We start from the raw sequence: 21,097 nt of genomic DNA, 5'->3' as shown, positions 1-21,097 counted from the left end.
CCCGCGTGATCGGGAGACCGGCAACGGGGATAATCGCTTATATGCGGTTTGGGCTCCTTGGGCAGACCTGTGCGTGGCGCGATGACGGGAGTGAGATTCCGCTCGGAGGTCCCGCCCGTCGCGGGTTGCTCGCGCTGTTGCTGGTGAACCCCGGTGAGGTGGTCTCCGCCGATCGGCTGGCCGACGAGGTCAACCCCGACGAGGCGCTGTCCGCGCACGCCCTGCAGTCGCAGATGTCCCGGTTGCGTACGGCTCTCGGCACGGCGGCGACCATCGAACGGGCCGGGGCGGGCTACCGGATCGTGGTTCCCCACGACGACGTGGACGCCTTCCGGTTCGAACGGCTGGCACGTGAGGGGCGGGCCGCGCTGCGGGAGGAGGACGCCGAACGCGCGGTGGCACTCCTTCGGGAGGCGCTGGCGCTGTGGCGGGGGCCCGCGCTGGCCGACCTCACCGGCGGTCCGGCCGCCGTCCGTCTTGAGGAGCTACGGCTCACGGCGCTTGAGGACCGGATGGAGGGCGAGCTGCGGCTCGGCGGGCACCGCGCGCTCGTGCCCGAGCTGCGGGAACTGGTCGGCCGTCACCCGCTGCGGGAACGGCTGGCGGGGCTGCTGATGCGCGCGCTGTTCACCGAGGGCGGGCAGGCCGCGGCGCTGGCGGCGTTCGAGGAGACCAGGAGGCACCTGGCCGACGAGCTGGGCGCCGACCCCTCGGCCGAACTTCTCGCGCTGCACCGGGAACTGCTGGCCGCCGACCCGTCTCCCCCGCCCGTCGCGCCGCCCGCCCAGCTGACGTCCTTCGTCGGCCGGGCCAGGGAGGTGGCCGAGGTCGCCGAGCTGCTGCGGACGGCCCGGCTGGTCACCCTGGTCGGTCCCGGCGGCGTCGGCAAGACACGGCTCTCGGTCGAGGTCGCCGGGGCTCCGGGGGTCGCCGGACCCGCCGCGGACGCCAGGTCCTCGGGGAGGGCCGCCGACGACGTGTGCTTCGTCGAGCTCGCCGCGCTGCGGGACGGCGCCGAGCTGCCGCAGGCGTTGCTGGGCGCGCTCGGCCTGCGGGAGAACGGCCTGCGTCTGGAGGTCGGTGAGCGACGGCCGGTCGACCGCCTGATCGCGGCGCTCGCCGACCGGGTGCTCCTGCTCGTCCTGGACAACTGCGAGCACCTCGTGGAGGAGGTGGCTCCGCTGGCGGCCCGGCTGCTGGCCGCCTGCCCCCGGCTGCGGGTGCTGGCGACGAGCAGGGAACCGCTCGGGATCACCGGGGAGCACCTGTGGCAGGTACGGCCCCTCGACGACGAGGCGGCCGTGCGGCTGTTCACCGACCGGGCCCGTGCCGTACGGCGTGGCTTCGCCGTCGCCCCGGCCGTCGGCACCGCCGACGGTGGTACCGAACGGGTCGTGCGGCGGATCTGCGCGGCCCTCGACAATCTGCCGTTGGCCATCGAGCTCACGGCGGCCAGGCTGCGCACCCTGGAACTCGACGACCTCGCGGGGCGGCTCGACGACCGGCTCGCCGTCGCGGCACGCGGCAGCCGTACCGCCCAGGAGCGGCACAGGACCCTGCGGTCGGTGGTGGCGTGGAGCTGGGACCTGCTGCCGGAGGCCGAACAGCGGGCCGCGCGGCGTTTCACCGTCTTCACCGGGGGTGCGAGCGCCGAGGCCGCGTCACGGGTGTGCGGCATCGACGGCGAGACGCTGGAATCCCTGGTCGACAAGTCTCTTCTTGAGGTCGTCGGCGGGCGTTACCGGATGTTGGAGACCATCCGCGCCTACGGTGCGGAACAGCTCGACGCGGCCGGGGAGGCCGAGCCCGTACGGCGTGCCCACGCGCGTGCCGTCCTCGACCTGTTCAGGACCGCCGCCCCGCACCTGCTGCGGACACGGCAGCTGGAGTGGCTGGGAGTCCTGGCGCGTGAGCACGGCGACCTGCCCGCGGCGGTGCGCTGGGCCGTCGAGTCCTCGGACACGGCCGTGGGCCTTGAGCTGCTCGCCACGGCCTCGGCCTACCTGTGGATTCGCGGCGTCTCCCTCTCGGTCGCGCCGTACGCCGTCGCGCTGCTCGACGTGATGGGTGAACGGCCGCCCGCCGGGCTCGGCGAGGAGTACGCGGTGTGCGTGCTGCTGGCCGCCTCCGGTCCCGGGGGCCGGGAGGTGTGGCGGCGGCACCGCGCCGCGGCGGGGCGGGCGCTGGCCGCCGCGTGGCCGGGCGACCGGCCGGGGCGGTATCCGGCCGTCCTGCTGCTGTGGATGATGCACAACACGGGCGGGGAGGGCGCGCTGGAGACGTTCGCGCTGGTCACCGCCCAACGTGACTGCCCTCACGGGTGGGCGCGGGCGGTCGCCCGGTACGTGCTGGGGTTCGGGGCTCTGGGGGAGTTCTTCGGCGAGGGCGACTCCCTCGGGGAGAGCGGCCTGCCCGGTATGGCGGAGGCCGCGCGTGTCTGGGAGGGGGCCGTCGAGGAGTTCCGCGCGTTCGGCGACCGGTGGGGTACCGCGCTGGCCCTGGACGCGCTCGCCGGTCTGGCGGTCGCGCGTGGCGACCGTACCCGGGCGGTCGCGTTGATCGACGAGGCACTCGACCTCACCGACCAGCTCGGAGCCCTGGAGGACGCCGCCGACCTGCTGGTCAACCGGGGTGACCAGCTCGTCGAGACCGACCTGGCCGCGGCCCGCGCCGACTACGACAGGGCCGCCGCCCTGGCCCGGAGGGCGGGCAGTTCGAACTACGTCGGGGCCGCCCTGCGCGGGCTTGGGGACATCGCCCTGCGGGACGGCCACCTCGCCGAGGCGGAGAGCCACTACACCGAGGCGCTTGAGCTGATCGACCCGCTCTGGATCAGGAGCGTGGGCAACCGGGTACGGCTGCTCGCCGGACTCGGCAGCCTCGCCGAGACGCGTGGCGACCGGGCCACGGCCAGGGCGCGTTTCCGGCAGGCCGCCGAGTCCGCGACGGCCGTGACCGGGGCCCCCGGGGCGGACGCGCTGCGCCTGATCGGCCTGCCGGAGAGCCTTGTCGAAGCGGTGAGCTCCGGGGCCAGGGCGGTGTGACCTCTGTGGTCATGCGGGCCTCGGAACCAGGCCGGCAGGCTCAGGACGGCTCCCGGAACGAGGACGAACACCGTGTGGGCTCCGAAGAACCCATGGCGGCTCCCGGAGCGAAGACGGACACCGCATGACCCGGGGCCAAGGCGGCTCCCGGAAACGTCGTGTGAGCCTCGGGACGGAGGCGGTGAGTTCGCGGTGAGCCCGCGGTGAGCGTGTCGCGTGAAGCTGTGCGGCATGAGAAACGTCCTGGTCTCCGGCGCCTCGGTCGCCGGTCCCGCGCTCGCCTACTGGCTCTCCCACCACGGTTTCAAGGTCACGATCGTCGAGCGTGCCCCGGCGCTGCGTGAGGGGGGTTACGCCGTTGACTTCCGCGGGAAGGCGCACCTGTCGATCCTGCGCCGGATGGGGGTGCTCACCGACCTCGAAGCCGTCCAGACCGACATCACCTCCACGTGGTACGTCGACGGCACGGGCAGGCCGCAGACCAGGATGCCCGACGACCTGTTCTCCGGGGACGTCGAGATCCTCCGCGGTGACCTGGCCCGCATCCTCTACGAGGCGACCAGGGACCGGGCCGAGTACGTCTTCGGGGACTCCATCACCTCGCTGACCGAGAACGGCCACGGGGTCGACGTGACCTTCGAGCGTGGCGCGCCGCGCAGGTTCGACCTGGTCATCGGCGCCGACGGGCTGCACTCGAACACCCGCCGCCTGGCCTTCGGGCCGGAGGAGGACTACGTCAAGCACCTGGGCGTCTACTGCGCGATCTTCACCACCGGCAACCACCTGGGCCTCGACCGCACCGGGCACGCCTACCTGACCTCGGGCAAGCTGGTGGCGATGTACAGCTCCAACGGCAACGCCGAGGCCAGGGCCGTCTTCTACTTCGCCTCACCGCTGCTGGAGGGCGTCCGCAGGAACGTGGAGCGGCAGCAGGCCGTGCTGGCCGAGCGTTTCGCGGGCAACGGCTGGGAGAGTGACCGGCTGCTGCGGGAGATGCGTCACGCTCCCGACTTCTACTTCGACTCGGTCGGCCAGGTCCACATGGACCGCTGGACCAAGAGCCGGGTCGCCCTGGTCGGTGACGCCGCCTACTGCCCCTCCTCGCTCTCGGGCATGGGCTCCGGGCTCGCCCTCGTCGGCGCGTACGTCCTGGCCGGTGAGCTGGCCGCCGCGCGCGGCGACCACAGGACGGCCTTCGCCCGCTACGAGGAGACGATGCGGGAGTACGCCAAGGGCTGCCAGAAGATGGGAGAGGGCGTGGCCGGGTACATGGTCCCGGAGAGCCGCCTTCTGACCGCGTTCCTCCACCGGTACTACAAGGTCATGCCGTACCTGCCGGGCAAGCAGATGATGGTCAAGAAGACGCGCAGGGTCGCCGAGAACGTCGTCCTCCGTGACTATGGGAACTAGGCGGTCCTCACCTGCGCGGCGCCGCCTTGACCGGCCCGAAGATCCGAACTCCGTACCCGACAAACTGGCTTGACCTCGTTGACAAGGGATGATCTTGGACATACGTTCCAGGAATGTCCAGTCGATTACTGGCTCCACTGCTCGTCCTCCTGCTCTGTTCGTGCTCAGCGCCCACGCCGGAAGGATCCGCTCCGGCCGTGGCGGAACCCGCACCGGCAGGACCCGCCTACGAGGGCCCCGCCCTGCCGGGCCTCGCGACGGAGCAGGCGTGGACGATACCCCTCGGCTCCATCCGTGACGCCGTCGCCGTCGGCAAGTCCTTCGCCGTACTCGGGCGGGCCGCCGACGCCCTCGCCCTCCAGGTGATCGACGCCGCCACGGGCAAAGAGCTCAAGAGCATCCCGATCGAAGACGAGGACGCGACCCTGCGCGTGGACACCGATCACGGCAAACCGGTGGCAGTGGTACGGCACAAGCGGCAACTGGCCGCGTCGGGGCTGACCGCCGAGTCCATCCAGATGTCCGACCTGGTGGTTGACGAGACGGGGGCGGAGGTTTGGCGCTCGCCGGAGGGCGGCACCTTCTTCGTCGGTGGCTACGTCGCCGAAGGCGAGGCGGACGGAGCCGGTCTTGTCAACGTGTCCAAGCTGTCCACCCTCGCGGGCGAGCAGGCTGTCGCCCTGCCGATCGGTGCCGAGGAGGAGAACTCCCTGCTCGGCGTCATCGAGGACAAGGCGGTGTACTGGCCGAGGGGGACGCTCCTGGACGATGAGGCGGCGGTCGTCCACGGCTTCGACCTGTCCAAGGGCGGGAGCCTGCTCTGGCGGCTACCGCGAGATGTGCAGGGCAGAACCGTCGTCGGCGACTCCCTGTTCACCTGGCAGTCGGACGGGATGTCCTCCACGCACTCGCTGTACGACCTGATGACGGGTGAGCGGTTGGGCGGGTTCGAGGTTTCGAACTCGGTGGGTGTGCGATGCGCGACGTCCGCCTTCGACGCCGACAGCGATACCGTGCTGTGCGACGGGCCACTGACGCTGATCGACTCCAGGACCGGTGAGCTCCGCGTCCCCGCTGTGGAAAACCAGCGTGAGGTGTCGGTCGAGTCGGCCTTCGGCGGAATCGCCTACCTCAAGGTCAAGCAGGAGCCGGGAGCCGAGCCTCTCTACCTGGCCCTGGACGACAGGACCGGCAAGGTGCTCGGCGGCGACCTGCCCGCGGCGCCGTTGGGGGTCAGCACCGATGGCTACGCGCTGATCTGGCACAACCTCCATGCTTTCGGGTTCAGGCGGGCCGCCTGACAGGTCCGAAGTCCGTACGGACCTTGGCCCTCGAACGAGTTATCCCCAGTTTCCACAGGTTCGTACACAGGTTCGACGAGGTGTGCATGGCCGAGCCGTACGACCGGGGGGCTGGTCGTACGGCTCGGTGATCGGGGAGAAGCGGTCGGGGAGGGTCAGCCGACCTGGTTGCTGGTCCAGCGCTGGGTCGCGTCGGAGGTGTTGCAGGTGGCCAGGACCAGGGCGGTTCCGCCGCTGGTGCCGCTCGCCGCGACGCACTGGTTGGTGCCGACGCTCGCCTTGATCTGGTAGGTGATCCCGGAGATCGAGGGGAACGTCCACTTCTGCGCGGTCGCGCCGGTGCAGGGGACCTGGACGATGGCCGTCCCCGCGGTGCCGCTGCCGGCCAGCGGGCTCAGGCACTTGGCGCTGTGCGCGCTGGTGATCGTGTAGGAGCCGCCGCCCGCCGCGTCCAGCTTCCACTGCTGGTTCTTCAGGCTGTTCTGCGGCCACTCCACGATGGCGGCGTTGTCCGCGGTGCTGAAGGAGTACAGGTCCATGGCCTGGTTCGGGCCGGTGGAGTCGACGACGTCGTTGGTGAAGACCGTGGTGATCCCGTTGTCGACGGCGCCCGCGGGGTTGCTGCCGGAACCGGTCAGGACGATCAGCCCGTCGGACGGCGCGGAGGTGCGGGAGACGCCGCCGTAGGTGATCTTCTCCCGGATCGTGTAGGTCGCGCTGGTGTTGGCCAGCAGACCCGTCACCCGGACCGAACGCTGCCAGATCGGGACGGTGGCGACCACGGTGCCGTTGCGCAGCACCTGGGCCTCACGGGTGACGCCGGAACCGTAGACCGGGGTGCTCGGCACGTAGGTGAAGACGATCTCGGTGCCCTCCACGTCCACGGCCGAGAACAACTGTGGTGCCAGCGGCGGGACCGTGGTGATGGCCGGGACGGTGGAGCCGTGCTCCAGGTAGGAGCTGTCCTTGGCGGCGTTCCAGTGGGTGGACAGGTAGGTGCCCACGGGGACGACGCCGAAGTAGTCATCCTTGCCGCAGTCCAGCAGCCGGACGTCCAGCGGGTCGGAGCAGACCACGGTCGAGCCGCCCTGGCAGAGGGTCTCGTTGGAGTCGGTGCAGTGACCCCCGGAGGTGTGGTTGGGGGAGCCCAGCAGGGTTCCGCCCAGGGCGTGCGCGAGTTCGTGGGTCATCTCGTGCCCGGTGGAGCAGCCCGGCGACAGGCTGATCCAGGTGGCGTAGGAGTTGTGGAGGTTCCCGGTTCCCGCGGTGTTGTCGTCGTTGATCCGGCCGTCGCTGACCGTGCCGCCGCAGCCGGTGCTGTTCTCGAAGTAGGCGATGTAGATGTGGTCGGTGTCGGTGTACCCGAGGGTCTTCAGGGCCCCGGTCCAGTCGCCGTCGGACGAGCCGGTGGGAACCTCGACGGAGTCGATGTCCACGTCACAGCCGGTCGAGCCGGTGGTCTCGAAGCGGACCCAGCGCTCGGCGCCGTCCCGGCGGGCGCTGTCGTTCACGTTCTCCTGCGTGACCCACGCGGCCTGCCGGATCAGCGGTTCCTTCTCGGTGAACCGGTTGGAACCCGACTCGTAGGCGTAGATCAGCTTGACGCGGTGACCACTGGTTCCGTCGCCGACGCAGTGCACCTGCGAGATGACGGGGACGCTCGCCGCGGCGGGCGTCGCGGGGGCCAGGCCTACCATGACGAGGGCGGGCACCACGACGGCGACCGCCCGTGCCCATAAACCTCGCCTCACACGCTTCGATGACATCGGACCTCAATCTCTCCGCGGCTTCCGGTGGTTCCTCGCGCACGCCGAAGACACCCGTGTGTCCATGGCGAATGAAATCGACGCCTGGCCGGACGCACCGGTCGCGTTTTGTGGTGGATTTCGCCCTGTTGGCGCGATCGCCACGATAACCCGCGTCCGATCGTTGGGGAACCGTCAAACGGTAACGGAAAAGAAACTTTACAACTGAGGAAAATGTGACGGACGGTAAACGCGACCCGATTCACAGGCTCCTCAGACTGTCAAGCGAACAAGCTGCCAAAAGTCTCCTGATCCCGGACATCCAGCGGCGCGAGAGAACGTTTTTCGCCCCTGAACACGCTGCGCATCGGGAAAGTGAGCCACCGCGACCGCACAACGTACGAAACGAACTGTTCCCATCGGGCAAACCTTTCCTTCTTCTATTTTTCATGTTTCTGCGAAAAAAATGGAGAGAGGGACAGGGCGCGGAGACGGGCGGGATCGGTGATCACCTCGTATTCGGTGATCATTTCTTCCTCGATCGTGAACGTGAGAACGAGCAGGAGACGGCCGTACGGGGCGACCACCGCGCCCACGGTCCCGTCCACGAGGGCCGGTTCGGCGTACCTGGCCCGTCCGCCGAGGACGAGGACCTCCCCCGCGACGGCCCGCGCGCCCCGGGAGACGGCCGGGACGCCCGGCGGCAGGGTGGCGGGATCGGCGCGGCGCACCACCCCGGGGGCGAGCACCGCAAGGAGCGCCTCCATGTCCCCCTCACGGGAGGCGGCCAGGAACGCCTCGACGACCCGCCGGTCGGCGGAAGAGGCCGAACCGGAGGCCCTGGGCGGCGCAACCTTGTGGCGGGCCCGGCTGGCGAGCTTCTTCGTGGTGACCGTGGTGCGCCCGACGACCGGCGCGATCCGGTCGAACGGCACGGCGAACAGGTCGTGGAGCACGAACGCGACGCGTTCCGCGGGGGCCAGGGTGTCCAGCACCACCAGCAGCGCCCGGCCGACCGACTCGGCCAGCAGAGCCTCCCGCTCGGGGTCGTTCCCCCCGTCGTCCGGCTGTCCGAGAACCGGCTGTCCGAGCGGGTCCTCCCTGCGGGCCGCGCGGGAGCGCAGCATGTCGAGACAGACGCGGGAGACGACCGTCGTCAGCCATCCGGCGAGGTTGCCGATCTCCCCGGCGTCGACACGGACGAGCCGTAGCCACGCCTCCTGGACGGCGTCGTCCGCCTCCGCGGACGAACCGAGCATCCGGTAGGCGACGGCCCTCAGGTGGTCCCGGTGTGCCTCGAACCGCTCCGCGAGTTCGTCGTTCCTGTCCATCCCGGTCACCTTCGCTCGCTCCCCCTCGTCAGTTCCATGACGAACACGACACGAACAAGGTGACACGGGGAGAACCGATGACCGTCAACACGCGACCGTCCCTGCTGCGGATCGACTCAAGTGCCGACGACTCCGGCGAGTCCGTCAGCAGGCGGCTGACCACGCTGTTCACCGACCTGTGGTGCGAACGGCACGGCACCGCCGGGTACCGCCACCGGGACCTGGCCGTCGAGCCGGTGCCGCCGATCTCCTCGGCCTACTGCGTCCTGGGCAGGCGGGTCGAGGTCAAGGGGCTCGTCCCGCCCTCCGAGGTCGGCGCCCTGGTGGAGAACGCGGAGGAGGAACGGGAGTGGGCGCTGACGCTGCCGCTGATCACCGAGGTGCTGGCGGCCGACACGGTGCTGTTCGGCGTGCCGATGTACAACTTCGCCGTTCCCGCCGCGCTGAAGGCGTGGATCGACCGGGTCACCTTCCCCGGCGCCTTCCCCGAGGGAAGCCTGGCAGGGACGAGGGTGGTCGTGGTCCTCGCGCGGGGCGGCGCCTACGGGCCGGGCACGCCCAGGGAGGCCTTCGACTTCCAGGAGCCCTACCTGCGGGCCTATTTCGGCGACCTCGGAGTGGCCGGGGAGCACCTGCACCTCGTCCGCGCCGAGATGACGCTGGCGGACAGGCTCCCGGAACTGGCCCGCTTCCAGCCGTTCGCGGAGAAGTCCCTGGCCGGGGCCACGGCCGCACTGACCACCCTGCTCACCGGTTGAGTCACCGGTTGATGAGCGGGTCCCGCCTGCCGGCCACGTACTCCTGGGCCGCCTGGACGAAGGCGCGGACGCGGTTGGTCTCCGCCCCGGTACGCCACAGCAGCCGCCACTCGAAGACGGCCCCGTCGGTGAGCGGAACGTAGGCGACGTCCGGTCGCGCGTCGTACTCCGCGGCGTGGGTGGGGACGGGGAAGACGCCCTTGCCCGCGCCGACGAGCGCGCACATCTCCTGGATGGTGCTGAAATCCGGTCCGCGCTCGATGAGCGCGCCACCGGGTGTACGGCGCGGCACCAGGGCCTCGTCGGCGAAGTCGGGCAGCAGGCGGGGACGCAGGACGTTCTCGTGGGCGAGGTCGTCGAGCGTGACCGCGTCGCGGCGGGCGAGGGGATGGCGGGCGGAGACCGCGAGCAGCGGTTCCTCCCGGAACAGGACCGGGCTGGCGCTGAGCCCCGAGCCCTCCTGAGGCGAGAGCACGGCGACCAGGAGGTCGATCCTCCCCTCGTCGAGGAGGGTCGTGCCGTCGCTGTAGGCGTTCTCCCTGACCTGGACCTGGCAGGTGGGGTTGCGGGTGTGGAAGACGTCGGCGACCTCGTAGACGAACCGGCCGACGGCGGTGCCGATGAACCCGACGGTCAGCACTCCGTCGAGGCCCCGGCCCGCGGCGACCGCCCTGGCCACGCCGTCCAGGATCTGCTGGTAGGCGGGGGCCAGGTCCTCGTGCAGGCGACGGCCGACCGGGGTCAGCTCGACCCTGCGGCTGGTCCGTTCGAACAGCCGGACCCCGATGCGGCGTTCCAGCTGCCTGATCGTCTGACTGACCCTGGCCGTGGACACCCGCAGGTTCTCGGCCGTCCGCCCGAAGTGCAGCTCCCTGCCGAGCTCCAGGAAGATCTCCATGTCCCGCCGCTCCACCGCGAACCCCCGTTCGTGAACCTGTGTGTTAACGAACGTTGCGTAACACGGCATTGTTCCAGGTTTCAGAGTGAATGATCCTTAAGAGGTCAGCACGTTTCGGAAGACCGAAAAGACCACGGGGAGACGGGGAACATGGGAGAGCACACGCCGACACTGGTGCTGGGCGGCACGGGCAAGACGGGCAGCCGCGTCGTGCGGCGGCTGACGGAACGCCACCTGCCCGTGCGGATCGGCTCCCGCTCCGGTGGGGTTCCCTTCGACTGGGAGAACCGGGAGACCTGGGCTCCCGCGCTCCAGGGAGTGCGGGCGGTCTACGTGTCCTACCACCCGGACCTGGCGGCCCCAGGCGCGCCCGAGGCGGTCGGCGCCTTCGCCGAACTGGCGGTCGCCCAGGGCGCGCGGCGGCTGGTGCTGCTGTCCGGCAGGGGCGAGGAGGAGGCTCAGGCCGCGGAGGAGACGGTGCGGGCGTCGGGAGCCGACTGGACGATCCTGCGGGCGAGCTGGTTCGCCCAGAACTTCAGCGAGGGGTACCTGCTCGACCCGGTGCTGGCCGGTCAGGTCGTACTGCCGGTCGGGCAGGTGCCCGAGCCGTTCGTCGACGCCGACGACATCGCCGACGTCGCCGCCGCCGCGCTCACCGAGGACGGGCACGTGGGTGAGGTCTACGAGCTGACCGGCCCGAGGCTGCTCACCTTCGCCGAGGCGGTCGCCGAGATCGGCGACGCGTCGGGACGCCATGTCGGCCTCACCCAGGTCTCCGCGAGGGAACACACCGCCGCGATGCTCGCCGAGGGTGTCCCCGCCGAGGTCGTCGACCTGCTGACCTACCTGTTCACCACCGTGCTCGACGGCCGCAACGCCCACCTGGGCGACGGCGTGCGGCGCGCCCTGGGGCGGCGGCCCCGCGACTTCGCCGACTACGCCCGCGCGACCGCCGCGACCGGCGTCTGGAACATCTGAGACCGGGAGACAGCACCATGATCAAGCTTCTGCAGACGGTCTCCCTGCTGGCCGCGACCCTCACCACCGGCCTCATGGCCGGGCTGTTCGCCGCCTTCTCCTACGCGGTGATGCCCGGTCTGGCGCGCTCGCACGACCGCACCTTCGTCGAGGCGATGCAGCGGATCAACGTGGCCATCATCAACGGCTGGTTCATGGTCTGCTTCCTGGGCGGCCTCGCGTTCACCGTCGCGGCGCTGGTGCTGCACCTGAGCACCGGCCGGGAACTCCTGCCCTGGATCATCGCGGCCCTCGTCCTGTACGCGGTCATGTTCGTCGTCACCAGCGCCGTCAACGTGCCGCTCAACGACCAGCTCGCCAAGGCGGGCCAACCCGGTGACATCGCCGACCTGGCCGCCGTACGGCACGCCTTCGAGGCGCGGTGGGTCACCTGGAACATCGTCAGGACGGTCGCGAACGTCGCCGCCTTCGCCGCCCTCACCTGGGCGCTCGTCCTGCACGGCCGGGTCACCGCGACCCCGGCCCCCACGCCGGCGCCCGGCGCCGCCGGGGCCACCCAGGCCGCGCCGTACGGCCAGGCCATGCCGTACACCCGGGCCGCGCCGTACGGCCAGGCGCCCGGCGGGTGGTGACGCCGGCGGCGGGGCCGTCCGCAGCGGTCAGGCCGGGGGCGCCTCGATCACCGAGGGCCAGCGCAGCAGGGCGGGCAGCGTGAGCAGGGCGACGGTCAGGTGCACCACCCCGCCGACCACCCAGGGGGCCGTCAGGCCGTAGGCGGCGGCGACCAGACCTCCGGCGAGGGCGCCGAGCGGCAGCGCGCCGAAGGCGATCATCCTGGTCGCGCTGCCGACCCGGCCCATCAGCCGGTTGGGGACCAGCCGCTGGCTGAGCGACTGGGCCATCACGTTCCATACGGACAGTCCCGCCGACCAGACGCCGAACAGCGCGACCACCACCACGGGCTGCCTGCCGAACAGGCCGATGGCCACCAGGCTCAGCGCGCTGGCGACCGAGACCCCGATGGCCACGGAACGGGTGCCGAAGCGGCCGACGACCCGACGGCTGACCAGGCCTCCGGCGACCCCGCCGATCGCCATCGCGGCCACCAGGACGCCGTATCCCGCGTCCCCGACGCCCAGGACGTCCCTGGCGAAGAGCACGGTGACCGACTGGGCCATGAAGACGCTGAAGTTGCTGGTCGCGGCCAGCAGGACGACGACACGCAGCACCCGGTGCCCGGCCAGCCAGCGCACGCCCTCCATCATCTCGGCCACCACCCCGCGCCGCCCCTCGGCCGCCTCCGGGGCGGGAGGCACCCTGAAGTGACCGGCCGCGTTGCGGATCCGGGAGATCAGCACGATCGAGACGACGTAGGTCGCGGCGTTCACCCACAGCGGCAGCGGGATGAACAGTACGAACAGCACCGAACCGAGCGCGGGCCCCAGGAACATCCGGCCGAGCGTCTCGGCCGTCACGTTGCGCCCGTTGGCGGTCTCCAGGTCGGCGCCGCGCACGACCGTGGGGATCAGCGCCCGGCTCGACCCCATGAAGAGGATGTCGCCGACACAGAGCCCGAACGCCAGGATGTAGATCATCCAGATCCTGGTGCCGCCCAGCGTCACGATCAACGCGACCGTGACGAGCAGCAGCGTCTGCGCCGTCTGGGCGCCGATCATCAGCAGGCGCCGGTCGTAGCGGTCGACGATCACGCCGCCGACCAGGGCGAGCAGCAGCCAGGGCAGCTCGGTGGCCAGCGGCACCCAGGAGATGAGCCGGGGGTCGTCGGTGAGTTTGCTCGCCAGCAGCGGCAGGGCCGCGATCACCACGCCCTCGCCGAGCGTCTGGATCGAGTAGGCCGAGAGCAGGTAGTTGAAGTTGCGCCCCAGGCCCCCTTCCGCCCGCCGTACGGCCGTGTCCTCGGTCACCACGAGCCGACCCCCTCAACCGCGTCGGGGTAGGTGAGGACGCCCGCGACCTTGGTCTTCGTGCCGGGCCCCAGCGCCCTGATGTCCACCTGGCCGACCTTCTGGAAGCGGCAGCCGCCGCCCGCGTACCCCCCGGCCGGGGTGTAGTAGAGCCCCCAGCAGGCCTCCCACGGCTCGACGCGGCCGGTCACCGGATCGACGACCGGTTCGTGGCGCGGCACGACCCGTTCCTGCACGATCGCGCCCGTCTCCGCCCCGTCCCGCAGGGCCCGTAGCCACTCGCGTTCGCCGACCTCCCAGCCCGCGACGATGCCCCGCCCGCTGTAGGCGTCGTTCGGCTTGAGGATGAGACGCTCCCTGCGCTCCACGCACTCCTCGAACAGGCCAGGCTCCCCAAGGGAGCGGGTCCAGGGCAGCACACGGTCGATCAGCGCCCGCTCCTCGGCGGAGAGCCGTACCCCGAGACCGGGGTCGGACAGCAGCGTCATGCAGGCCTTCTGCCGGTAGATCTCCGTCTCCAGCGGGGTCCAGACGACCACGCTCCCCTTCTCGTGCGCGGCCAGGAGCCGCTCGGTGAGCCGGAGGCCCTCCGGGTGGTCGACGACCTGGTCCACCTCGAAGACGCGGTAGACCACGTCGACCGGGGTGCCGCGGAACAGGACCCGGCCGTTCCCGAAGTCCAGGTCGGTGATCTCGCCCAGACGGCAGTCGAGGCCGAGGTCGCGCAGGAGCCGGTGCAGCGGGCGCCAGGCCACGCCGTAGTCGGCCAGCCCGCCCTCCCCCTCGATCAGGGCGACCACCGGATCCCGGCCCCCGGTGACGGCCGCGCCCGCCTCGCGCAACGCCTCGGCCACCTTCTCCGGGGCGTCGACGAAGCCGAGGCGGTGCCGTTCGGCGAAGGCGCGCAGCGCGTCGTGGTCGAGCATGGCCCTGGTCGCGGGACCGACCCATTCAAGGCCGCCGGTCTCGCTGGTCGCGTTGAACTCCAGGATCTTGAACGACTCGCCGTCGTGGTAGGCGTCGATCCGGCCGAAGCGGTACGGCCTGGCCCCGCCGAGACGGCGCATGAGCCGGGCCCTGCGCGGTTCGACGCCCAGGGTCCGGCAGAGCCGGTCGAGGTCGCCGTCGTAGAGCCGTTCGGGCAGCGACATGAGGATGTCCACGGCGCGGACCACGTCGTCGGCGAACCGGTTCAGCTCCCCCTCCCCGACGAAGACGGGCCGGTTCAGATACCGGCGGTCGATGCCGGCCAGGTACGGGAAGCGCTCCTCGTCGTGCAGGTCGATCTCCGCGAGGGGACTGCCGCCGCGTAACAGCTCCTCGTTGTACAGCTCCGTGACGCGATTGGTCATGAGACCGCTCCGGATCCGACGCGCCGGTCGATCACCGGTCTGACCTTCCCGCTCACCGGGTTCCTCGGCAGGCCCCCCTCGGGGTGGCACTCGACGAGCAGCCGGAACACCTCAAGCCCGTCGCCGAAGGCGTGCCGGTCGCTCAGCGCCTCGAACTCGCTCCCCAGCAGGTGCCGTACCTTCTCCGGGTCGAGGTCGAGCGGCGACTCGGTACGGACGACCACCGTGTCCGTGCCGTCGCTCGAAGTGATCTCGACCTGGAGCCGGGAGACCTGGAAGACCGCCAGCGCGGTGAGGATCTCGTCGTACAGGACCGTGCGGGCCTTGACCTTGATCAGGCCGTCCGACCTGCCGAGATACTCCAGGATCCTGCCCGGGGTCCCGCAGCCGCAGCCACGGCCGGGCAGGACGCGGCCGACGTCGCCGATCCGGTAGCGGACCAGCGGCCCCTCGAACTTCTGCAGGGCGGTGACGAGCAGGTGGCCGGGTTCGCCGTCCGGCACCGGGCGGCCCTCCTCGTCGACCACCTCGATCAGGTTGTAGTCGTCGCACAGGTGGTGCAGCGTGCCGTCGAGGCCGGGGCACTGGTAGCCGAGCTGGGCGCCGTCGTTGGCCGCGAGGATGCTGGAGATCACCCGGACCCCGAGCCGTTCGCGCAGCCACGCCTTGTCGGTCTCGGTCATCGCGGTGCCGCCGTAGACGACCTTCTCCAGGCGCAGGTCAGGCTCGCGGGCCGCGGCCTCGCGCAGCAGGGGCAGGATCAGCGCGGGCTGGCCGACGACGGCGTTGACGGAGAAGTTCCGCACCAGCGCGAGCAGGTCGTCGACCGTGATGTGCTGGCCGGTCGTGTAGCACTCGATCGGCATCCGCGACAGCTCGCAGCTGCTGGTGATCAGGCCGCCGTAGAGACTGCCGCCGAACAGGGCGTTGACCAGCCGGTCCCCCTTCTCCAGGCCGACGCCGTACAGCATGGGCACGGCCTCGCGCACCATGTTGGACCAGTCGGTGAGGGAGTAGACGATGTAGCGCGGCTCCCCGGTGGTCGCCCCGCTGCGCAGGATCTCGCCGCTCGGCGGCGCGTCGCTGGACATGTCCCGGCTGACCGGCGGCGTGTGGGCGTCGAGGACCGTCTTGTCCAGGATCGGCAGCCGGGTCAGGTCCTGCCGCCCGGTGACGGCGGGCAGGTCCCGGTAGTACCGGGTACGGCGGGCCCGCCCGGCCAGGTAGCGAAGCTTCGCCCCGATCCGTCCTGGTTCCTCGGCCGCGTCCCGGCCCCGGGCCACGGCCAGGGAGACACCGGCCAGGTGGTCGCGGGTGAACAGCCGCCCGACCCACCCGGCCCTGGCGTCGGCGGCCAGTTCGGCGGCCCGCCTGGCGGCCTCGGTGGGGAAGACGCCCCGGACCCGGGGCGGCGGGACCTCCACGGGCGGCCCCGCCGTACGGTCGTCCCGGTCCGTCACCGTGACGTCGGGCAGGGGCACGCCCGCCCCGGTCAGCAGGCCGGTCACCGCGAGCCACAGGTCCCGGCGCCCGGTGCGCACGACGACCCGGTTGCCGGTGGCCAGGCCGTACAGCAGGCCGCGCAGGGTGGCCCCCGGCTCCTCGTCGTCCAGCGGCACCGTGCCGACGGGGGCGAACTCCTCGACGTCGCCGTCGGGCAGGGGCCGCCACGGATACCGGCCGAGGCCGTCGAACAGCTCGTCGAGGGCCTCGGTGAGCGCGGTGCCGTTCAGCAGGCCGGTCAGCCCGTGTTCGGCGAGCGCCTCCACGGGATGGCGTTCGGCGTGTTCGACGGCCAGCAACAGGTCGGTCGGATAGTGCCTCACCGCACGCCCTCCGGCCTGACGAGCGGGCCCTCCGACCGGACAGGCGGGCCCTCCGGCTCGGTGGAAGGGCTTCCCGGTCTGACGGGAGGGCTTCCCGGTCTCACCGGCGGGCCTCCCGGTCGCACGAGGGGGGCCAGGACGAACTCGCCGAGGATCTGCCTGAGCACGCCGGGGTCGGGGTGTGAGGCCTCGATGAAGACCGGGATCTCCCACTCCTGGTAGGAGATGTGGTCGGGCAGCGGCTGCCTGCCGTCCAGGCTGTGTACCTTGTCCACCCACGGGTGGTTCCTGATGTGATCGGGCACGTCCACCGTGTAGCCCTCCGCCGGCTTCAGGTGGTGGCCGGGGAAGATGGCGAAGCCGTGGTAGCGCCCGCTCGCCGGGCGCGGTCGCGGCCTGGGCCAGCCGAGCCGGATGGCGATCTCGTGCGAGGGCAGGTGCACCCCGGTGTGACGCAGGTGCGAGGTCACGATGCCCGCGCCGCCGAGCCGGTTGGCGACCTCAAGGAAGACCAGCTCCTGCTCCTTGGTCTCGAAGAACTCAAGGTGGACGCAGCCGGTGTCGATCTCCAGGGCCCTGAGCACCCGTTCGGCGAAGACCCGGTGGCGTTCGTCGTGCTGGATCTGGTGCGAGGCGATCGGCGTCCCCTGCGCGAAGTCCAGCGGCGTCCGCACACACCTGCTGAACACGACGTCGACCAGCTCGCCGTCCTGGACCAGCCCGTCGGCGTGCAGGACGTCGCCGTCCACGTACTCCTCAAGCTCGAACCCGCCGGGGTCGCCGAGCGCGCGGCAGGCGGCCAGCGCCGCCTCGGCCGTCTCGTGAATGACGACCTCCTGGCTTGAGGCGCCCTGCCGGGGTTTGAGGACGGTCCTGCCGCTCCACGGCAGCGAACCGGGTACGGCGTCGGCCGCCACGAAACGCGGGTGACGAACCCCCGAGCCTTCGAGCGCCTCCTTCATGCTGACCTTGTCGCGCACCCGGCGCAGCCGGTCGAGGGAGGGGCCCTCGATCCCGAGGTGGCGCCGTACCCGCCAGGCCAGCAGGACGCCGTCCTCCGACAGCGACAGCAGCTGCTCGAACCCCTCGGCGGGGGAGACGTTCTCGATGATCCACCCGGCCAGGTCGTCGGCGGGGCCGACCTCAAGTCTCCGGCAGCGCAGTCCCTCGGGCAGTTCGGCGATCCGCTCCGCGCGGCCGACGTAGGTGACGTCGTGGACCTCGTGGTCGATGGCGAGGTGGTAGTCGATCTTCCGGTAGGGAACCTGGTGGACGACCAGAATCTTCATCGCGCGTACTCCAATGCGGTGACTCCCCAGCTGAAGCCCATGGCGCTCGTGGCCAGGAGGACCAGGTCCCCGCGCCGCAGCGCCCGCCGTTCCCTGAGCCCGTCCAGGGCGATCAGGGTGTCGGCGCCTCCCATGTGGCCGAGCCTGTGGTAGTTGAAGACGCTCTTCTCCCGTGGCAGCCCGAGCTCCCGCAGCAGCCGCTCGTGCATCCTCCGGTCACCCTGGTTGATCAGGAAGTGGGCGACGTCGTCCCGTTTGCCGCCGACGGCCCGCAGGGTCTCCTCGACCAGCCGGGTGAAGTTGTCCACGTAGGCGTCGGCGAGCCCGGAGCGGTGCGGCCCCCTGCGGATCACCAGGCGCCCGTCCCGCTGCTCACCGTGGTAGTAGTCGGCCCAGCTCGGGTCGGTCCGCACCGCGGTGTGCAGCACCTCGAAGACGGCCTCCCGCCTCGACAGCAGTACGGCCGCCGCCGCGTCGCCGAAGTTGAACAGCTCCTTGGACCCGGGGTCGGCGTGGTCGACCAGCTGGCTGAGCCGGTCGGCGACGAGCACCAGCGCGTACCCGTCGCCGCGCTGCCCGGCGAGCCGGTCGAGGGCGATCCTGATCGCGGTCGTGCCCGCGTTGCAGAAGTTGGCCACCTCGAAGCAGTGCGCGTCCTCGACGCCGAGTTCCGCGGCCACCCGCGCCGCCGGTGACCAGAACGGGACGTCCCACTCACCGGAGCCCGCGAAGATCACCTGCCTGACGTCCCCCGGTCGCACCGCCGTACGGCCGAGCAGTGCCCTGGCCGCCTCGGCGGCGAGTTCCCAGGACTGTTCCGTCTCGCCCAGGACGGGGAACTCCTCGGTGTGCGTGATCTCCCTGATGGCCTCGACCGGCACGCCGGAGGCCCGGTGCATCAGGTGGACGGCGGCCCGTCCCCTGGGGAGACGGACCTCGAAGTCGACGATGCCGCCCATCAGTCACCGGACTGGATGCTGACGCGGTGCACCGTCCGCCCGACGCCCGGCTCGACGGCGGTCGCGCAGTGGTAGGTCGTCGCGGTCTTCCAGATGACCAGGTCGTTGGGGGTCCAGCGGTGGGTGTAGACGTGCTCGGGGTCCTGGACGAGCTCGTCGACGATCGCGAAGAAGGCCGCGTTCTCGTTGGCGTCGAAGCCGACCACCGAGTCGAGGTACTCGGGAGAGCCGTACAGGTAGGGGCGTCCGGTGAAGGGGTCCTCGCGCACCAGGGGGTGCTCGACCTTCGGGTGTTCGATGTCGATCAGCGCGCGGAACTCGGCGACCGACAGGCCGACGTGCTCCTTGCCGATCCGCAGGCGCTTGTTGACGGTCGCCAGGGCGTTCCTCCCGGCGATCTTTCGCTTCCACTCCTCGGGGAGGCGTTCGTAGACGTCCACGGCGCTGGCGTAGAGCGTGTGCCCGCTGGTCGAGGGCACGTTCACGCCGTGCAGCATGGTGTAGGGCGCCGGGTCGGCGATGTAGGAGGAGTCCTGGTGCCAGAAGTTGCCGACCCTGGCCACCCCGACCGGTTTGTTGTTCCGCACCTCGTTCGAGGAGATCATGATCTCTTCGAACTCCGGATGGCGATACTCCCTGAGCAGGAAGGGGACGGGTCTGCCGAGGCGTCTGGCCAGGGTGATCTGCTGTTTCGGGGTCAGCTCGACGCCGCGCACGACCACGAGTTCGCGCCGTCTCAGGTTGTCCACGAGCTGGTCGAAGAGTTCTGGGCGTTCGAGGTCCTCGTAGGTGACGCCGGTCAGCTCGGCGCCGATGAACGGGGTGATCTCACTGATCGTCATGGTTGGCCCTCTCGTCGGATTCTGAGGCGTTCAGGAGTCCAGGCTCTTGCGCAGCGCGGCCACGAAGTCGTCGATCTGGCCGGAGGTCCTGAAGGGCGGAACGGTGATCCGGAAGCGCTCCGCGCCCCTGGGCACGGAGGGGAAGTTGATCGGGGTGACGTAGACGTCATGTTCCTCGAAGAGCACGCGCGCCACCCGCCTGACACGTTCGGCGCCGGGCACCAGCACCGGGACCAGGTGGCTGTCCGCGTCGAGGAAGCCGATCCCGGCGGCGCGCAGCGCCTGTTTCAGGTGACGCACGTTGTCGGCCAGCGCGCGCCTGAGGGCGTCGCCGTCCTGGATGAGCTCCAGGCTTCTGAGCGTGGCGTCCAGGCTGGAGTGGGGCAGCGAGGTGGTGAAGATGAACCCGGGCGCGTGGGAGCGGACGTAGTCCAGCGCCGCGTCGGGACCCGCCACGTATCCGCCCACCGTCCCGAAGGCCTTGCTGAAGACGCCCTGCACGAAGGTCGGCCTGTTCTCCCCGGCCTCCTCGCACACTCCGGCGCCCGTCGGGCCCCTGGTGCCCACGGCGTGCGTCTCGTCCACGAAGGTCAGCGCGTTGTACTTCTCCGCGAGGTCGCAGATGGCGCGCACCGGGGTGACGTCGCCGTCCATCGAGTAGACGGTCTCGAACACGATCAGCTTGGGACGGTCGTGGTCGTACTGGGCGAGCGCCCTCTCCAGCTCGTCGAGGTCGTTGTGCGGGAAGATGTGTTTCGCGCATCCCGTACGGAGGATTCCCTCGATGAGGGAACGGTGGTTCTTGGCGTCGGAGAAGACGACGATGCCGGGGAGCGCGGAGATGACGGTGCTCAGCGTCTCGAAGTTGGCGATGTAGCCGCTGGAGAAGACCAGCGCGCGTTCCTTGCCGTGCCAGGCCGCGAGTCTGGTCTCCAGTTCGACGTGGGCCGCGCTGGTGCCCGCGATGTTGCGTGATCCGCCGCTGCCCGTGCCGTGTTCCACGGTCGAGTCGAGTTGCGCCCGGATGACCTCGGGGTGCTGGCTGAGTCCGAGGTAGTCGTTGCTGCACCAGACCTGGACCCGGCCCGCACCGTCTGTGCTGTGTACCGCGTGGCCGCGTTCGGCGGCCAGATGGGAGAAGGGGACGAAACTGCGATAAAGCCCGTCCTTTTTAAGTTCTTCGATTTTCTTGGGAAATATCCCCAGCAGCGTGTTCGTGTGCTCCGTCAACGTCCGCATGATGATTCAACCCCGGTTTCTGGAGGAGTCGGCCCAACCTTCGGCCTGTGGCGACGGCGCCCGTGAGACGGACACGGCGATCCGGCGGCCCCGGCCCCAGGGGCACGCGCCACGGAAAACGAAACGGGTCAGCCGCCACGGCGGCCCCCGGCCTCTCAGCTCTCGGTACAGGTCCGACAGGTGGTGGGCGCGCCACCAGG

At 70.8% G+C, this 21,097-nt stretch carries 16 protein-coding genes; 6 read left to right on the top strand and 10 right to left on the bottom strand.

Translation table 11 applies throughout. The features are described from left to right. Window positions 1-41 precede the first annotated feature (41 nt). The 3 genes from ABZ463_RS25325 to ABZ463_RS25315 all read left to right on the top strand — a co-directional run bounded on the left by ABZ463_RS25325 (window position 42) and on the right by ABZ463_RS25315 (window position 5,755). Window positions 42-3,044, top strand: a complete 3,003-nt coding sequence (locus ABZ463_RS25325; RefSeq protein WP_362779610.1) for a BTAD domain-containing putative transcriptional regulator — start codon at window positions 42-44, stop codon at window positions 3,042-3,044. Window positions 3,045-3,275: 231 nt separating this feature from the next. Continuing rightward, complete coding sequence (locus ABZ463_RS25320; protein ID WP_362779607.1) at window positions 3,276-4,454, top strand: FAD-dependent monooxygenase; 1,179 nt, start codon at window positions 3,276-3,278, stop codon at window positions 4,452-4,454. Between the two features lie 197 nt (window positions 4,455-4,651). After that, window positions 4,652-5,755, top strand: coding sequence for a hypothetical protein (locus ABZ463_RS25315; protein WP_362779605.1), 1,104 nt, complete (start codon window positions 4,652-4,654; stop codon window positions 5,753-5,755). Window positions 5,756-5,910: 155 nt separating this feature from the next. On the opposite strand, the gene ABZ463_RS25310 is transcribed toward ABZ463_RS25315, so the two are convergent. Together ABZ463_RS25310 and ABZ463_RS25305 are read right to left on the bottom strand one after the other, a co-directional pair. Further along, window positions 5,911-7,506 (bottom strand): RICIN domain-containing protein, encoded by a 1,596-nt coding sequence (locus ABZ463_RS25310; protein WP_362779602.1) that lies wholly within the window; start codon window positions 7,504-7,506, stop codon window positions 5,911-5,913. Between the two features lie 434 nt (window positions 7,507-7,940). Next, a complete protein-coding gene (locus tag ABZ463_RS25305) occupies window positions 7,941-8,831 on the bottom strand; it encodes a sigma-70 family RNA polymerase sigma factor (RefSeq protein WP_362779599.1) in 891 nt (296 codons plus the stop codon). A gap of 77 nt (window positions 8,832-8,908) precedes the next feature. On the opposite strand from ABZ463_RS25305, the gene ABZ463_RS25300 reads away from it, so the two are divergent. Beyond that, entirely contained in the window at window positions 8,909-9,589 is a 681-nt protein-coding gene (locus ABZ463_RS25300) for an NAD(P)H-dependent oxidoreductase (RefSeq protein WP_362779597.1), read from the top strand. A gap of 1 nt (window position 9,590) precedes the next feature. On the opposite strand, the gene ABZ463_RS25295 is transcribed toward ABZ463_RS25300, so the two are convergent. Beyond that, on the bottom strand, window positions 9,591-10,487 hold the full coding sequence (locus tag ABZ463_RS25295; protein WP_352015026.1) for a LysR family transcriptional regulator: 897 nt from the start codon (window positions 10,485-10,487) through the stop codon (window positions 9,591-9,593). Window positions 10,488-10,637: 150 nt separating this feature from the next. On the opposite strand from ABZ463_RS25295, the gene ABZ463_RS25290 reads away from it, so the two are divergent. Beyond that, on the top strand, window positions 10,638-11,465 hold the full coding sequence (locus ABZ463_RS25290) for an NAD(P)H-binding protein (RefSeq protein WP_362779594.1): 828 nt from the start codon (window positions 10,638-10,640) through the stop codon (window positions 11,463-11,465). 17 nt (window positions 11,466-11,482) lie between these two features. Next, on the top strand, window positions 11,483-12,097 hold the full coding sequence (locus ABZ463_RS25285) for an anthrone oxygenase family protein (protein ID WP_362779592.1): 615 nt from the start codon (window positions 11,483-11,485) through the stop codon (window positions 12,095-12,097). Window positions 12,098-12,124: 27 nt separating this feature from the next. Here ABZ463_RS25285 and ABZ463_RS25280 read toward each other — a convergent pair whose 3' ends face one another. Genes ABZ463_RS25280 through hemA form a run of 7 tightly spaced genes read right to left on the bottom strand, consistent with a single transcriptional unit; the run spans window position 12,125 to window position 20,888 of the window. Further along, a complete protein-coding gene (locus tag ABZ463_RS25280; protein ID WP_362779590.1) occupies window positions 12,125-13,390 on the bottom strand; it encodes an MFS transporter in 1,266 nt (421 codons plus the stop codon). Beyond that, window positions 13,387-14,742, bottom strand: coding sequence for a hypothetical protein (locus ABZ463_RS25275; protein WP_362779588.1), 1,356 nt, complete (start codon window positions 14,740-14,742; stop codon window positions 13,387-13,389). Before ABZ463_RS25275 ends, ABZ463_RS25280 begins: the two co-directional genes overlap by 4 nt. Further along, window positions 14,739-16,568 carry a hypothetical protein gene (locus ABZ463_RS25270; protein WP_362779586.1) on the bottom strand — a complete coding sequence of 610 codons (1,830 nt, stop codon included), beginning with the start codon at window positions 16,566-16,568 and terminating at the stop codon, window positions 14,739-14,741. The genes ABZ463_RS25275 and ABZ463_RS25270 overlap by 4 nt, the downstream gene beginning before the upstream one ends. Further along, window positions 16,565-17,857, bottom strand: a complete 1,293-nt coding sequence (locus ABZ463_RS25265; RefSeq protein ID WP_362779584.1) for a hypothetical protein — start codon at window positions 17,855-17,857, stop codon at window positions 16,565-16,567. The genes ABZ463_RS25270 and ABZ463_RS25265 overlap by 4 nt, the downstream gene beginning before the upstream one ends. After that, a complete protein-coding gene (locus tag ABZ463_RS25260; RefSeq protein WP_352015033.1) occupies window positions 17,854-18,816 on the bottom strand; it encodes a 3-oxoacyl-[acyl-carrier-protein] synthase III C-terminal domain-containing protein in 963 nt (320 codons plus the stop codon). Before ABZ463_RS25260 ends, ABZ463_RS25265 begins: the two co-directional genes overlap by 4 nt. Further along, entirely contained in the window at window positions 18,816-19,658 is an 843-nt protein-coding gene (locus ABZ463_RS25255; protein WP_352015034.1) for a TauD/TfdA family dioxygenase, read from the bottom strand. Before ABZ463_RS25255 ends, ABZ463_RS25260 begins: the two co-directional genes overlap by 1 nt. Window positions 19,659-19,688: 30 nt before the next feature. Then, entirely contained in the window at window positions 19,689-20,888 is a 1,200-nt protein-coding gene (gene hemA, locus ABZ463_RS25250) for a 5-aminolevulinate synthase (RefSeq protein ID WP_362779580.1), read from the bottom strand. Window positions 20,889-21,097 lie beyond the last annotated feature (209 nt).

The sequence above is a fragment of the Streptosporangium sp. NPDC020145 genome (assembly GCF_040631275.1).
GTDB lineage: Bacteria > Actinomycetota > Actinomycetes > Streptosporangiales > Streptosporangiaceae > Streptosporangium.
Note: the sequence above shows the minus strand (reverse complement) of the source record. Positions and strands in the feature narration are given on the sequence as shown.

What these genes read in the sequence shown, in the direction of transcription:
- ABZ463_RS25300 (WP_362779597.1), top strand. Translation starts at nt 8,909, where the DNA reads ATGACCGTCAACACGCGACCGTCCCTGCTGCGGATCGACTCAAGTGCC.
- ABZ463_RS25305 (WP_362779599.1), bottom strand. Translation starts at nt 8,831, where the DNA reads ATGGACAGGAACGACGAACTCGCGGAGCGGTTCGAGGCACACCGGGAC.
- ABZ463_RS25320 (WP_362779607.1), top strand. Translation starts at nt 3,276, where the DNA reads ATGAGAAACGTCCTGGTCTCCGGCGCCTCGGTCGCCGGTCCCGCGCTC.
- ABZ463_RS25325 (WP_362779610.1), top strand. Translation starts at nt 42, where the DNA reads ATGCGGTTTGGGCTCCTTGGGCAGACCTGTGCGTGGCGCGATGACGGG.
- ABZ463_RS25290 (WP_362779594.1), top strand. Translation starts at nt 10,638, where the DNA reads ATGGGAGAGCACACGCCGACACTGGTGCTGGGCGGCACGGGCAAGACG.
- ABZ463_RS25275 (WP_362779588.1), bottom strand. Translation starts at nt 14,742, where the DNA reads ATGACCAATCGCGTCACGGAGCTGTACAACGAGGAGCTGTTACGCGGC.
- ABZ463_RS25260 (WP_352015033.1), bottom strand. Translation starts at nt 18,816, where the DNA reads ATGGGCGGCATCGTCGACTTCGAGGTCCGTCTCCCCAGGGGACGGGCC.
- ABZ463_RS25295 (WP_352015026.1), bottom strand. Translation starts at nt 10,487, where the DNA reads ATGGAGATCTTCCTGGAGCTCGGCAGGGAGCTGCACTTCGGGCGGACG.
- ABZ463_RS25285 (WP_362779592.1), top strand. Translation starts at nt 11,483, where the DNA reads ATGATCAAGCTTCTGCAGACGGTCTCCCTGCTGGCCGCGACCCTCACC.
- ABZ463_RS25265 (WP_362779584.1), bottom strand. Translation starts at nt 17,857, where the DNA reads ATGAAGATTCTGGTCGTCCACCAGGTTCCCTACCGGAAGATCGACTAC.
- ABZ463_RS25255 (WP_352015034.1), bottom strand. Translation starts at nt 19,658, where the DNA reads ATGACGATCAGTGAGATCACCCCGTTCATCGGCGCCGAGCTGACCGGC.